The sequence below is a fragment of the Cobetia sp. PS-4MA genome (assembly GCF_057670765.1).
Map to the genome: position 1 here is coordinate 3,767,499 of NZ_CM173107.1, position 14,197 is coordinate 3,781,695.

The window sequence follows — 14,197 nt, forward strand, 5'->3', positions numbered from 1 at the left end:
ATGTCAAGATGCACACGCCCGACCCGCCGCCAGCCTGCATCCCTGCGCGGGTGCACGCCTTGACGGCCATAGGGGTGCCCCATAGCATAACCGGCAAATGGCACGCCACGGCGGCCTCACCTCTCGCTACGGGCACGACGACCTCATGCAAGCCGACGCATCGACCCTTCACGCGGCAGTGGCAGATGACTTCGCCGCCGTAGACCGCACCATTCTCGCGCAGCTCGAGTCGCGCGTGCCGCTGGTCCAGACCATCGGTCAGTACATCATCCAGAGTGGTGGCAAGCGCCTGCGCCCGGTCCTGGTGCTGCTGGCAGCCCGCGCACTCGGCTATCAGGGTGATCGCCACATCAACCTGGCCGCACTGATCGAGTTCATGCACACCTCGACACTGCTGCACGATGATGTCGTCGACGAGTCCAGTCTGCGTCGCGGTCGCTCCACCGCCAATGACACCTGGGGCAACGCGCCCTCAGTGCTGGTCGGTGACTTCCTCTATTCCCGCTCTTTCCAGATGATGGTGGAAGTCGGCTCGATGGACGTGATGGCGATTCTCTCCGCCGCCACCTGCACCATCGCCGAAGGCGAGGTCCTGCAGTTGACCAACATCGGCAATGCCGACATCGATGAAGCCGCCTACTTCGAGACCATCCACGGCAAGACCGCCATGCTGTTCGAGGCAGCCGCGCATGCCGGGGCGATACTCGCCCAGGAAGCGGATGGCACCGTCACGGCAGCACAGGTCAGCGCGCTGCAGAACTATGGCCGCTACCTGGGCCTCGCCTTCCAGCTCATCGATGACCTGCTCGACTATCAGGGCGACGCCGAGACCATGGGCAAGAATGTCGGTGATGACCTGGCCGAGGGCAAGCCGACCCTGCCGTTGATTCGCGCCATGCAGGTCGGAAGCCCGGCGCAGGCCAGCCTGGTACGTGGCGCCATCGAGAAGGGCGGACTGGAGCAACTCGACGAGGTACTGGAAGTCGTGCGCCTCACCGGCGGCCTCGACTATACCCGCAGTCGCGCGCAGGAAATGGCCGACAACGCCCTGGCGGAACTCGAGGCGCTGCCGGAGAGTGACTTCCGCGACAGCCTCGAACGCATCGCGCTGTTGAGTGTCGGCCGTCAGGCCTGACCCCCCTTTCAGCCACGGGGAGACAGACCACCAGCAGGAAAACGTGACGAGAAGTACCGGCAGGATGAGGTGAAGAGAAGCGCGCTTCTCGACAGCCGAATTGCCCCTTGAGACATCGATAAAACTTTTTGACCTCAAGGGCTTGCAAAGCAAAGCTGTCTGCGTATAATTCACCTCCGTCGAGACAAGCTCACGACGCATCGGAGTATAGCTCAGCTTGGTAGAGCGCTGCCTTCGGGAGGCAGAGGTCGTAGGTTCGAATCCTGCTACTCCGACCAGATATCTGAAAAAGCCGCTGATCACTGATCAGCGGCTTTTTTGATGCTGGAAGGTTTTCCTGCGGCTGATGTTGCCCAGTGACGAACTCCCCTCCAATGCCTTACATCCCTCAGGATGCCACATGCACACACTGCGCCTTGCCATGCTGTCCCTGCTGCTCACCTCCCTGCTCTCCGCCTGCGCCTCCACCCGTACCCAATGGGAGAAGCCCGGTGCCAACAGCACGGAGGCTCACAACACCTGGGCCGGCTGCCAGTACGAACTTGGCCTGACGGACAAGTCAGACAACGAGAAACAGACGCTGCTGAAGTACTGCATGGAGCGTGAAGGCTACCGACTGCAGAGCTACTGAGTCGCTCACCTGCGTCAATCGGACATCCAGGTGTCACTCGCCTTGCGGGCCCGCTCGCGACCAGCACGTTCTCGGTCGCGGCGGGCCTTTTGCTTGAGGTAGTAACTGCGCAGCGCCAGCCCCAGTCCACAGGCAAGCATCAGGGCGAACACCAGCCCCTGCCACGGGCGGGCGGCATCCCCCAGCCAGGTTTCCAGCGCGACGATGGCGATAAGGCCGGCGGCCTGACTGGCAACGGCGATCGCACGGCTACGGTCATAATGATGTGAAAGCATGGGATATCCCTGAAGCGTCCTCGGCGACAGAGCAATGCTCAGCGCGCGAGGCGTGGATGTCGAAGTCCGTCGATTATCGCATACTCGAGCCTCGCGACTGCAGCGCCGGCCAAGCGCCGCTCGACAGGTATTGCTGACTCGAATGCCCCTTCCCGGACACCGCCAAAGGATAACCGCATGGATGCCATCGCTCTGGGCCCTGCCCTGATTTCCGTCGAACGCCTCTATGCCTTCGTGGCAGCCCTGGTGATGCTGATCGAGTTCTCGCTGCTGATTCGTCTACTGGCGCGCATGCACGCCAGGGGCGCGACCGCGCCCGCTCACGACTCTCCATCGCTGAGCCCCTCGCGCTGGTTCAATCGCATGCTGGTCAGCTGGGTGATCGGTGCGCGCCTCACTTACGTCGCCCTGCACTGGGCAAGTTATCAGCAGACACCGCTGGATATTCTCAAGCTGTGGCAACCGGGCTACCACCTGCTCGGCGGCATGCTGGCCGCGACCCTGGCCAGCCTGTGGCTGTTGCGCCGGCATGGCGCGATTCGCCAGGTCATCGCGCTGGGCAGTCTGACTCTGGGCCTGACCGCTTTCCTCGGCCTCAAGCAGCTCGACCCGCTGGGCAGCACGCATTCCATCGAGCGCATGCCGTCGATCACCCTGCATCATCTGGATCGCCGCCCGGTGTCGCTGGATGAGGTCCGCAATCAGCGCGTGATCGTCAATCTGTGGGCTACCTGGTGCCCGCCCTGCCGCCGGGAGATGCCGCTGCTGGCCGAGGTGGACGCCCGGCCGGATGTCACCGTGGTGCTGGCCAATCAGGGCGAACAGGCGCTCGCGGTCACTCGTTTCCTCAAGAGTGAGCGACTCACGCTGGAGTACGCCCTGCTGGACCCCGCCATGCAGCTGATGGGGCTCGCCGACGCACAGGGCCTGCCTGCCACCCTGATATTCGATGGCGAAGGCCGCCTGATCGAACGCCACATCGGCGAGCTGAGCCGCGCCCAGCTGCAGGCGCTGATGCCCCCGTCTGGATCGTGACGGACACTCTCCCCCAAATCATGAGAGAAGGCCTCATGCCATGGGTGCACCACGCCCAGTGATGACACGAGAGGACAAAGACGCCTCACAAGGACAAAAGGCGCTTAAGCCACGGCGCGTGATCCGGTAAGATACCGCGCCCCTGTATTCCCGATTCCCGTCTTTGTCCTACCCCGAGGCATCATGAGCGACTTCATTCCCGGTCAGCGCTGGATCAGTGATGGTGAGGCCGATCTCGGCCTTGGCACGATCCTCAATGTCGATTTCCGCACGGTTACCGTCCTCTTTGCCGCCAGCGAAGAAACCCGCACCTACAGCCTCCGCGAGGCGCCCCTGACCCGAGTCGCCTTCGGCAATGGCGACCGCATCCAGTCCGACGATGGCGAATGGCTGATCGTCGATGATTCCAAGGAAGTGCGCGGCCAGATCCTCTACATCTGTGAACGTGAAGGCGAAAGCGCCGGCGAGCTGCTCGAGCTTCCCGAGGCACGCCTCAACGACAAGATGCAGTTCAACCAGGCCCGTGACCGCCTGCTGACCGGCCAGGTCGACCGCAATGACTGGTTCGACCTGCGTTACCGCACCCTGCGCCACTTCCATCGTGTCGAGCAGAGCCCCGCGCTGGGCCTCTCCGGCCCCAAGGTCGACCTGGTACCGCACCAGCTGTACATCGCCGATGAGGTCTCGCGCCGTCACGCACCGCGCGTGCTGCTGGCCGATGAAGTCGGCCTGGGCAAGACCATCGAAGCCGGCCTGATCCTGCATCGCCTGCTGCTCAGCGGTCGTGCCCGTCGCGCCCTGATCCTGGTACCGGCGAGCCTGACCCACCAGTGGCTGGTCGAGATGCTGCGCCGCTTTGCGCTGGATGTCTCGCTGCTCGATGAAGAGCAATGCAAGGCCCACGGCACGCGCAACCCCTTCGAAGGCAACCAGATCATTCTGGCCAGCCAGGACTGGCTGTTCGCCAACCCGTCGCGTCAGGTCCAGGCTGCCGCCTGCGACTGGGACATGCTGATCGTCGATGAAGCCCACCACCTCGACTGGAGCGAAGACAAGGTCGGCCCGGGCTATGCCTGCGTCGAATCACTCGCCCGCCAGACCGCCGGTGTGCTGCTGCTGACCGCCACACCGGAGCAGATGGGGCTCGAGAGCCACTTCGCGCGCCTGCGCCTGCTCGACCCGGAGCGCTACCACGACCTGGAGCGCTTCAAGGCCGAGGAAGAGGGTTACGTCGCCGTGGCCTCGGCCATCGACAGCCTGGATGCCCTGCCGACTGACACCAGCGGCCTGGACAGCCTGACCGCCGTGCTGGATGACGGCGACAGCCGCGCCCTGCTCGAGACCCTGATGGACAGCGACAGCGATGACGCCCAGCGCGACAGCGCCCGTCGTCAGCTGCGTGACCAGCTGCTCGACCGCCACGGCACCGGCCGCGTGATGTTCCGCAACTCGCGCACCCACGTCGAAGGCTTCCCCGAGCGTCGTCTGCACGTCCACGAGCTGGAGTTGCCCTCCTCCTACCGGCGTGTGGTGCGCAAGCTGGAGCGTGACGAGGACTACCTCGATGACCTGCTGATCGAGACCGGCATGAACCACCCCGAGGTGGTGCTGTTCCTCGACGAGATGTACCGCGCCCTGCCCGATGACCGCATGAACGCCGAGCCCTGGTGGCAGATCGACCCGCGCGTCATGTGGCTGCTGGAAACCCTGACCGACCTCGGCAACGAGAAGGCGCTGGTGATCTGTCACACCGCCGATACCGCGCGTGAGCTGTCCGAAGGTCTGCGCGTGCTGGGCGGCGTGCATGCACCGGTCTTCCATGAGGGCATGAGCCTGGTCGAGCGTGATCGCGCCGCCGCCGCCTTTGCCTCCGAGGAAGAAGGCGTGCAACTGCTGGTGTGCTCGGAAATCGGCTCGGAAGGCCGTAATTTCCAGTTCTGCCACCACCTGGTGATGTTCGACCTGCCGGTGCATCCGGACCAGCTCGAGCAGCGCATCGGGCGTCTGGACCGCATCGGCCAGCAGTTCCCGATCGAGATCCACGTACCGGTCTTCGAAGGCTCACCGGGCGCCCAGCTGCTGCGCTGGTACCGCGATGGCATGGACGCCTTCAGTGCGCCCCACGGCATCGGCAGCGAGCTGTATTCCCAGTTCGGTGACGAGCTGGAAGAAGCCCTGCTCGACAGCGAAGAGATCGACAGCATCATCGAGCAGACCCGCGAACGCTTCGACGCCCTGCAAGCCGAGCGCCAGTCCGGTCGCAACCGTCTGCTGGAACTCAATGCCTGTCGTCACGAGCGCGCCGCGGAAGTCATCGCCGCCATCGAGACACTGGACAACGACAAGGCGCTGCCGGGCTACCTGGAGCGCGCCTTCGACATCTTCGGTATCGAGAGCCGGGACCTCGGCGATGGCATCACCTACCTGGCACCAGGCCCGCACATGCTCGACGGCCTGCCGGGGCTGGTGAAGGGCGAGGAAGGCTTCAGCGTCACCAGCGACCGCGCCACGGCGCTGTCACGCGAAGATGTCCAGCATCTGTCGTGGGAGCACCCGCTGGTCCGCGAGATGCTGGTGCGCATCATCGATGGCTCCATGGGCAACACCGCGCTGGCACTGCTCAAGCACCCGGCGATCCCGGGCGGTCGCCTGATGACGGAAGTGGTGTTCCGCACCCAGTCCACCGCACCGCGCGGCTTGCGCCTGGGTCGCTTCCTGCCACCGACCGCCATCCGGGTGCTGCTGGATGAAAACGGCAGCAACCTGTCCGACAAGGTCTCCTTCGGCGGGCTGGCCAAGAACCTCAAGCCGGTCAAGAAGGCGGTCGCACGTGATCTGATCAAGCAGAGCCACGCGACACTGCGCAAGCTGATGAGCGACGCCGAGCAGGAAGCCGAGCGCGAACTGCCGAGCATCGTCGAGCAGGCCCAGCAGCAGATGCGTGAGCAGCTCAGTGCTGAGCTCGCCCGCCTCGAAGCATTGGCCAGCCACAACCCGTCGGTGCGCGAGGAAGAGCTGGAAGCGTTGCGCCAGGAGCGTGCCGCTCTCGATGGCGCCATCGAGACCACGCGTCTGCGTCTGGACAGCGTGCGCGTCATCGTCACCGTGGATGCTCACGAACGTTGATCTGCCCGCGACGTGACGTCAGGTAGCCCCTGACGTCACGGCTTGCCGATGACGCAAGAAAAGCGCCCCACCTGCCATCGGCAAGTGGGGCGCTTTTCATTGTGAGTCGCCGAAAGCGTTATTCTTGGGCCTGACCGTCCAATCCCTACCACCCTAGAGCACCGTCATGGCGACATCACATCCAGAAAGCCGACCCGACACCACGACCGAGCATGGCTGGCAGGGACAACGCCTTGCCGAGGAGGTCGCGCGTGTCGAGGGAGTGGGGCTGACGCTGCTGGCGGCAGGCGATGACTGGTGGGCGATCGACAAGCCGGCCGAGCTGCCCTCGGTACCGGGCCGCGACCCTTCACGCTTCGACAGCGTCCATTCGCGCTTGTGCCGGTTGAGCGAGGACTCCCGTGCCGTGCATCGGCTGGATGTGGCAACTTCCGGGGTGCTGCTGGTGGCGCGCAATGTCGAGGGACAGCGGCGGCTGTCGCGCCTCTTCCAGTCGCGCACCCTCGAGAAACGCTACGTGGCCGTGGTGGCAGGGCATCTCACGCCCGACGAGGGCAGCATCGCCCTGCCGCTGCGCTGTGACTGGCCGCGCAGACCGCGGCAGATCGTCGACTTCCTCCATGGCAAACCGGCACTGACGCACTATCAAGTCGAGCGTCACCTGATGCTCGATGGCCAGCGCCCGGATGGCTCGCCTCAGACCCTCGCCGCCAGCCGTGTCCTGCTGACACCTCATACCGGGCGCTCGCATCAGCTGCGCCTGCATATGCTGGCGCTCGGCCATCCCATCATCGGTGATGGCTTCTATGCACGCGGGGCGGCACTGAATGCCAGCCCTCGCCTGCTGCTGCATGCCGCACAGCTGGTGATTCCGTCAGCGACAGGCAGTGACGCGCCATCGCTGGTGCTGAACGCTCCGCTGCCGTTCTAGCCGCCAGGTTCTGGCCAAGAGGCTCTAGCCACCAAGCTCTAGCCACCAGGGGCAAGTCCTGCAGCATCAGACCAGGCCTTCACTTTCTCAGAATGTCGGCGAAGGCCACGTCGAGGGTCGGGTAGTCGAAGGTGAAGCCTGCGGCCAGCAGGCGCGCCGGCACCATGCGGGCGCCCTCCAGCAATAGCGTGCTCATCTCTCCCAACCCCAGCTTGAGGGCCTTGGCCGGCAGCGGCAGGATCGCTGGGCGCCCCAGACCGCGCGCCAAGGCGTGGGTAAAGCCCATGTTGGTGACCGGATGCGGTGCACTGGCATTGAAGGCCCCACTCAAGTCCTCATCCTCCAGCAGACGCTCGATGATGCGGATCAGATCATGGCGGTGGATCCACGGCATGTAGTGACGGCCATCGCCGAGACGCCCACCCAAGCCGAACTTGAAGGGCGTCAACAACTTGGCGAGCGTTCCGCCATCCGCTTCCATCACCAGACCGATGCGGATGATCGCCAGGCGAACACCACAGTCCGAGACTGGCATGGCGGCCGCTTCCCAGTCGCGACACAGGCGATGATTGAAGTCATCGTGAGGCGTTGCCTGCTCGTCGATCTCGACATCACCCGGCTCGCCCGCCTTGGGCTGCGCGCCGTAATACCCCATCGCCGAACCGGATACCATCACCTGGGGAGCCTGCCCCTCAGCCGCCAGTTGCTGACACAGCAGCACCAGATGCTCGGTGGTTTCCAGCCGCGAGCGACGCAGCTCTTGCTTGTGATCCTCGCTCCAGCGCCTCCCGGCAATCGATTCCCCCGCCAGATTGACGATGCCCTGTGGCTGCCAGTCCTTGAACATCAGCGCCGAATCCGCCGCCTTCAGGGTGATGCCCAGTTCGGCGAACTGCCGCTCGGCCCGCTCCGGACGACGTGACACCACTGCCAGCTCATGCCCGGCCGCGGCCAGTGAGCGGCAGAGTGCCTGCCCGACAAATCCCGTTGCCCCCGTGATCAAGATTCGCATGCTGTCCTCCTCGGCGATGAAGCATCGAGTGTGCCAACTCTTGCCATGAATCTATACCTTTATTGTACAATCCTGCACAAGAAGTTAACTTCAAGGGATGCCGGCGTCATTTCATGCTGCATCCTCCCGGTCCATCTTCCCCAGCAGGAGCCCTGCCTGATGTCAGTATCGTCCATCGCCATCATCGGTGCCGGTATCGCCGGTCTCTCTGCTGCTTCGTACCTGGCAGCGCAGGGTCACGCGGTGACGATCTTCGAGAAGGGACGCGGCCCGGGCGGGCGTCTGGCCAGTCGGCGCACTCCCCACGGCCCCCTCGACATCGGCGCTCAGTATTTCACCGCGCGTGATCCGCGCTTCCAGTCAGCACTCGAGACATGGCGGGCAGACGGTATCGTCGCCCCCTGGGGTGACAGGTTGCTGCGTCTGGGCAAGACAGCGTCTGACACGCAGGAATGGCAGCGGCTTCGCGATGATTCTGCCCGCTATGTGGCCAGTCCGCGCATGAGCGCCCTGAGCCGCCACCTGAGCGAGGAGCTGCCGGTCAATGCCACCCTGCACACTCGCCTGCGCATCACACGCCTGATCCGCGATGAAGCGGCGGGCGGCAAGGTTCGCTGGCAGCTTGAGGACCGGGACGGCGAGCGGCATGGTCCCTTTGATCATGTGATGATCACCGCCCCGGCCCCTCAGGCCCGTGCTCTGCTGAATGACGCCGGCACCGACGCTGAAGGCAACGTGCCGGCCTCGGCGCAACAGACTCCACACTCTCTGGCGCCCGAGCTGAGCGCCCTGCTCTCGCGGATCGAGATGGCACCCACCTGGACCGTGATGGCCGCATTGGAGACACCGCTGCCGGCCCTGGCAGGCATCGAGGACTGGCAGGGGCTGCTGGTCAGTCGCGGAGATGACGCCCCACTGCGCTGCGTGATGCGACAGCATTCGCGCCCCGGCCGCCAGCCCCCCTCGGGGGCTCGCGAGACCCTGAGCCTGCTGGCCACCGCCGGCTGGAGCCAGACTCACCTGGAAGACTCGCCTGAGGACATCTGCGCGGCACTCTGGCAAGCCTTCACGGCACTGCCCGAGATCCAGGCGCTTGGCGAGGACTGGAGTGAAGGCAAGGTATCGCTCACGGCCCATCGCTGGCGCTATGCTCATCCGACCCGCTGCGCACCTCAGGCAATGCCCGCCTCGCCGATGAGCCAGCACGGTCTGAGCCTGGCGGGCGATGCACTGAAAGGACCGCGAGTCGAAGATGCCTGGCTGTCAGGACGCGAAGCGGCAGAGCGACTGGCTGACGCGCTGAACTCATGAGCCCGCGAGTTCAGAGAACTGACCCACGATCCCCCCATGACAGGAAGCCCTCATGAGCAAGACGGAACACCAGGATGATGCCTTGATCCTGCTGGCGCATGGCTCGCGTGATCCACGCTGGCGCGAGCCCTTCGAGGCACTCGAGACCTCGCTCGCCAGTCGCCTGAAGCGCCCGACACGTCTGGCCTACATGGAACTGTGTGACCCGCTGCTGACCGACACCATCGCCGCCCTGGCGGCAGACGGTGCGGCGCGTATCGACATCCTGCCGCTGTTCTTTGCGGCGGGCCGCCATCTGCGCGAAGACGTCCCCGCCATGCTCGAGACATCCCGCCAGCAGCATCCGGATTGTCCGATCACGTTGCTGGACCCGGTGGGTGCCCATCCAGCGTTTGTCGAGGCCTTGATCGAGATTGTGGAGCAACAGGACAACGCATGATGACCCGATGACCCGAGAGAGACTGCGAACCGGAAAGGCTCTGCGATGCCACCTTCAGGCCTGCGCGTCGAATATGCGACGTGAATTGACGCGTGATGCCACTTGTCAGGCCGAGGCGGCTGCGCCATCCTGAGCCCCACATGTACAGCTAATGCACAAGATGCATTGCCGGCATCCCGCAGCGCTTCGAATGCTTCAGTTCCCACTTCTGTGCTTCGTTCCCCTTCGTGCTTCATCCGGGATGCCTCGTCACCGCAGAGGTAACACCATCCATGACTGACAAGGCCACGGAAACTGCCAGCTCGCCCCTGTTTCCGATCCGTGAAGTCTCACGCCTGACCGGCGTCAATTCGGTCACGTTGAGAGCCTGGGAGCGCCGCTACGGGTTGATCGAACCGCGCCGTACGCCCAAGGGACATCGCCTGTATGCCCGCGAGGACATCGAGCGCATCGAGCACATCCTGCAGTGGCTCAACAGGGGCGTGCCCGTCAGTCAGGTGCGGGAGCTGCTGGATCAGCCCCAGCCAGAGACGGCGCCGATGCCGGATGAAGGCAGCTGGGGCGGCCAGCAGCAACTGATCATGGCCGCCATCGACGCCCAGGATGAGTCTCGGCTGGCGGAGCTCTACAACCAGAGTCTGGCGCTGTATCCGGTCAACAGTGTGGTCGAACGCCTGTGGAAGCCGGTGGTCGAGCAGCTGGAGGAGCGTGGCACCACGACCTTCGGGGCCCGATTGGCACAATGTTTCCTCGAGAGCTTCCTGCGCTCACGTATCGGCGCCCGCCTGATGTTCGCGAATCAGGAGCGCCATGCCCCGCACATCACTCTGACGCGCCTGCCGGATGAACCGGGATTGAGCTGGCTGCTGCTGCTGGCGCTGGTCGCCAGCGATGCCGGTTATCACGTCAGCCTGCTGGATGGCCCGCTGCCCCTGGCCGAGCTGCCACTGGCCGCTGAGCGATTCCAGGCGCAGGCCGTGATCCTGGTCGGCACTCAGGCCGAGCGCAGCGATGTCATGCGCCGCCAGTTGCCGCGGGTGGCAGAACAACTCTCCGTGCCGTTGGCCATCGCTGGCCCGGCCGCCCAGATTCGCCAGCAGGAGCTGGTGGACGGGCCCCTGGAAGGTCTCGGGGCCGACCCCGTTCAAGCGGTGGTCCGCCTGAGGTCCTTGCTGGCTCGTTGATCCTCCCGAAGCTCCTGCGCGATGCACATTTTCGACCGCAAAGGAGCTTTCATGCCTGCCCCTTCTCCCACATCCCGCACTTCCACCGCCTCACGGTCTCCCGGTACGGACACCGAATCCGGGGCTGACTCCGATGCGAGCCGACAGCCTCTGCAGCTCGTGTGGCTGCGAAGCGACCTGCGCGTGCATGACAATACCGCCCTCTCGCAAGCGGCCGCACGCGGCCCGGTGGTGGCGGTGGTCATCCCCTGCTACGCCCAGTGGATGACCCATGGTCATGGTGCCAACAAGCTCGACTTCCTGCGTCGCGGTCTGCACGTCCTGCAGCAGGCACTCGCCGGCCATCACATCCCGCTCAAGGTCCTCGACTGCGACACCTTCGCGGAAGTACCCGAAGCGCTGGCCACGCTGTGCACGCAACTTGGCGCCCAGGCGCTGCACTTCAATGACGAGTACGCCGTCAATGAGCGCGAACGCGACAGACTCGTCCGCGCGCGCCTGGCCGACAGCGACATCCGCCTGCATCGCTACACTGACATGCTCGCCTTCACGCCCGGCGAACTGCTGACCGGCAAGGGCGATTATTACGGCGTCTTCACACCCTTCTCCAAGCGCTGGCACAAGGAGATCGACGCGCGGCGTCTGGCGCTCAACGAGGCTCCCGCGGTGCAGAATGCGCCCCGAGACGCCGAGGGACGCGAGATTTCGGGAGACGCCATTCCCGCGCTTCCCGACACGCATAGCGTCGACGTGGAACATGGGCCGAGCGAGCCGCTGGAGGCGGAGCGATGGCCTGCCGGCGAGGATGCCGCCCAGGAGCGCCTGGAGCGCTTCATGACCTTCCGGGCGCGCCGCTACCACGAGCAGCGCGACCTGCCCGCCACGCGCGGCACCAGCGAACTGTCCCCCTATCTGGCGCTCGGCATGATCTCGGCTCGACAGTGCTACGCGGCGGTATTGGCGGAAAACGGCAGTCTCGCCGACGGTGATGTCGGTCTGACCACCTGGGTCAACGAGCTGATCTGGCGCGAGTTCTACCAGCACATCCTGGTCGGCTTTCCGCGCGTCAATCGCCACCGTCCCTTCCAGCGCCATACCGAAGCCCTGCAATGGCGCGATGATGACGCAGGCTTCGCCGCCTGGTGCGAAGGCCGTACCGGCTACCCCATCGTCGATGCCGCCATGCGCCAGCTGGTCGAGACCGGCTGGATGCACAATCGCCTGCGCATGGTGACGGCCATGTTCCTCACCAAGCACCTGTTGATCGACTGGCGCCGTGGTGAGGCCTACTTCCTGGCGCACCTGGTGGATGGTGAATTGGGGGCCAACAATGGCGGCTGGCAGTGGGCCGCCTCGACCGGCACCGATGCCGCGCCCTATTTCCGCATCTTCAACCCCACCACCCAGGGGCAACGCTTCGACAAGGACGGCGACTTCATCGCAAGCTTCGTGCCTGAGCTGGCCGAACTTCCCGCCAAGCGTCGTCACCAGCCCACGGCTGACGACTGCCATGCCTGTGGCTACCCGCGCCCGATCGTCGACCACAAGGCCGCCCGCCAGCGAGCCCTCGATGCCTTCAAGGCGCTCACCAGAAGCGAATGACCCTGCCAGGCGGCCTGCTGATCTCCAGCGGGCCGCTTTTTCATTGTCTCGACGTCAGGAGCACAACCATGCAATCGCTGCCCCCCGAGATGAGCCCGGCGCTGGTTCGGGTCTGTCGCCTTTACGAAAAGCTGGACAAAACCTCTACAGAGCTGCTGAAATCAGTCTATAGTGACGATGTCGTTTTTCGCGATCCTCTGCACGAAGTTCAGGGCCTCGAAGCGCTCAACCAGTATTTCTCAGGGTTGTACACGAATGTCTCATCGATTGATTTCGTGTTTCATCATCCGCTGGGCCCGACTCGGCCAGAGCCGGCGGCCACGTCGCATGAGGCACCGGACACGTGGGAGAGCGCGGAGCAGGGACTGGCATGGTTGAGCTGGACGATGACCTATCGCCATCCGCGCCTGAACGGCGGCAGCGATATCGTGGTGGAAGGTGCCTCACGCCTCGAATTCCGACACGGCAAGGTATGTCGGCACCGTGACTTCTTCGATGCCGGCGAGCTGCTCTACGAGCAGGTGCCGTTGCTGGGCAAGGTGATCAGGCTGCTCAAGCGACGCATGGACTGATGTGCCCCCAGGCACGCAGATGACATCCCCCACCGACAGTCAAGCGGTGCGCTCATCGCGACAGGCGAACACGCCAAGGAGAGAGAATGCCCAGTCAAGCCAGGCCCCCAGCCACGACACGCAAGCGCATCTGGTTGACCGGTGCCAGCTCCGGGATCGGTGAAGGGCTGGCGCGTCGCCTGCTGGCCGATGGGCATCGTGTCGTGCTGAGCGCACGCTCCACCGACAAGCTGAAGGCCATCGCGGCCGACGCCGAACAAGGCCCCGGTGATGCACTGGTGATCACGCTGGATCTCACCGACCGTGATGCCATCCGCACGGCCGCACGACAGATCGAGGAAGACTTCGGTGGACTCGACCTGATGCTCCTCAACGCAGGTACCTGCGAATATCTGGATGCACGTGATTTCGAGGCCGACCTGGTTCACCGAGTCTTCGCCACCAATTTCCAGGCAGCCGTGGATGTGATCGAGAGCGCGCTGCCCCTGCTTCGCACGGCTGCCGCGCAGGGGGGAGAGCGGCCACAGCTGGCGGCGGTGTCGAGTGCCTCGGCCTACCTGCCGCTGCCACGCGCCGAAGCCTACGGAGCTTCCAAGGCTGCAGTGAGCTACTTCCTCGAGTCGCTGCGGCTGGACCTGGATGCCCAGGGGATCGATGTCAGCGTGATTCATCCGGGCTTCGTCAAGACACCGCTGACCGAGCGCAATGACTTCCCGATGCCGATGCAGGTCACGGTCGATCAGGCCGTCGAGGCGATCGTGTCAGGGCTGGCGCGTCACCGGCTCGATATCCACTTCCCCAGGCGCTTCACGCTGCTGGTGAAGCTGCTGGGCATTCTACCGACGACATTGCGCCGCCAGATCGGACTGCGCATGACGCGAGATTGACCGACATCAGGCAGGCGGATGCCTGCCACGAACAGCATGTTTCTTGATCGCAGGTCT

At 64.6% G+C, this 14,197-nt stretch carries 13 protein-coding genes and 1 tRNA gene; 12 read left to right on the forward strand and 2 right to left on the reverse strand.

Annotation, left to right across the window (positions count from 1 at the left end; genetic code table 11):
• The first annotated feature begins 145 nt into the window (after positions 1–145).
• The 3 genes from ispB (at position 146) to AC26AR_RS15850 (ending at position 1,766) form a co-directional block, all read left to right on the forward strand.
• On the forward strand, positions 146–1,135 hold the full coding sequence (ispB, locus tag AC26AR_RS15840; protein WP_084209569.1) for an octaprenyl diphosphate synthase: 990 nt from the start codon (positions 146–148) through the stop codon (positions 1,133–1,135).
• A 201-nt stretch (positions 1,136–1,336) separates the two neighbouring features.
• Positions 1,337–1,413, forward strand: a tRNA-Pro gene (locus AC26AR_RS15845).
• A 122-nt stretch (positions 1,414–1,535) separates the two neighbouring features.
• Complete coding sequence (locus AC26AR_RS15850; RefSeq protein WP_077373415.1) at positions 1,536–1,766, forward strand: hypothetical protein; 231 nt, start codon at positions 1,536–1,538, stop codon at positions 1,764–1,766.
• 14 nt (positions 1,767–1,780) lie between these two features.
• On the opposite strand, the gene AC26AR_RS15855 is transcribed toward AC26AR_RS15850, so the two are convergent.
• Positions 1,781–2,041, reverse strand: a complete 261-nt coding sequence (locus tag AC26AR_RS15855) for a hypothetical protein (RefSeq protein WP_077373412.1) — start codon at positions 2,039–2,041, stop codon at positions 1,781–1,783.
• 177 nt (positions 2,042–2,218) lie between these two features.
• On the opposite strand from AC26AR_RS15855, the gene AC26AR_RS15860 reads away from it, so the two are divergent.
• The 3 genes from AC26AR_RS15860 (at position 2,219) to AC26AR_RS15870 (ending at position 7,133) form a co-directional block, all read left to right on the forward strand.
• Positions 2,219–3,076 (forward strand): prolipoprotein diacylglyceryl transferase family protein, encoded by an 858-nt coding sequence (locus tag AC26AR_RS15860; protein WP_488107315.1) that lies wholly within the window; start codon positions 2,219–2,221, stop codon positions 3,074–3,076.
• Between the two features lie 183 nt (positions 3,077–3,259).
• Entirely contained in the window at positions 3,260–6,202 is a 2,943-nt protein-coding gene (gene rapA / locus AC26AR_RS15865; RefSeq protein ID WP_077373406.1) for an RNA polymerase-associated protein RapA, read from the forward strand.
• A 166-nt stretch (positions 6,203–6,368) separates the two neighbouring features.
• Positions 6,369–7,133: a pseudouridine synthase gene (locus AC26AR_RS15870; RefSeq protein ID WP_488107316.1), complete on the forward strand. Its 765-nt coding sequence runs from the start codon at positions 6,369–6,371 to the stop codon at positions 7,131–7,133.
• 79 nt (positions 7,134–7,212) lie between these two features.
• On the opposite strand, the gene AC26AR_RS15875 is transcribed toward AC26AR_RS15870, so the two are convergent.
• Positions 7,213–8,145 carry a TIGR01777 family oxidoreductase gene (locus AC26AR_RS15875; RefSeq protein ID WP_077373400.1) on the reverse strand — a complete coding sequence of 311 codons (933 nt, stop codon included), beginning with the start codon at positions 8,143–8,145 and terminating at the stop codon, positions 7,213–7,215.
• A gap of 159 nt (positions 8,146–8,304) precedes the next feature.
• Between AC26AR_RS15875 and AC26AR_RS15880 the strand changes: the two genes are divergently transcribed.
• The 6 genes from AC26AR_RS15880 (at position 8,305) to AC26AR_RS15905 (ending at position 14,140) form a co-directional block, all read left to right on the forward strand.
• Positions 8,305–9,456, forward strand: coding sequence for an NAD(P)/FAD-dependent oxidoreductase (locus tag AC26AR_RS15880; protein WP_176503966.1), 1,152 nt, complete (start codon positions 8,305–8,307; stop codon positions 9,454–9,456).
• A 52-nt stretch (positions 9,457–9,508) separates the two neighbouring features.
• Positions 9,509–9,895: a sirohydrochlorin chelatase gene (locus tag AC26AR_RS15885; RefSeq protein ID WP_488107317.1), complete on the forward strand. Its 387-nt coding sequence runs from the start codon at positions 9,509–9,511 to the stop codon at positions 9,893–9,895.
• A 272-nt stretch (positions 9,896–10,167) separates the two neighbouring features.
• Positions 10,168–11,079, forward strand: a complete 912-nt coding sequence (locus tag AC26AR_RS15890; protein WP_077373395.1) for a MerR family transcriptional regulator — start codon at positions 10,168–10,170, stop codon at positions 11,077–11,079.
• Positions 11,080–11,130: 51 nt separating this feature from the next.
• Complete coding sequence (phrB, locus tag AC26AR_RS15895) at positions 11,131–12,681, forward strand: deoxyribodipyrimidine photo-lyase (protein WP_488107318.1); 1,551 nt, start codon at positions 11,131–11,133, stop codon at positions 12,679–12,681.
• Entirely contained in the window at positions 12,678–13,253 is a 576-nt protein-coding gene (locus tag AC26AR_RS15900; protein WP_488107319.1) for a nuclear transport factor 2 family protein, read from the forward strand. Before phrB ends, AC26AR_RS15900 begins: the two co-directional genes overlap by 4 nt.
• An 86-nt stretch (positions 13,254–13,339) precedes the next feature.
• Positions 13,340–14,140, forward strand: coding sequence for an SDR family NAD(P)-dependent oxidoreductase (locus AC26AR_RS15905; RefSeq protein WP_488107320.1), 801 nt, complete (start codon positions 13,340–13,342; stop codon positions 14,138–14,140).
• The last annotated feature ends 57 nt before the right edge of the window (positions 14,141–14,197 follow it).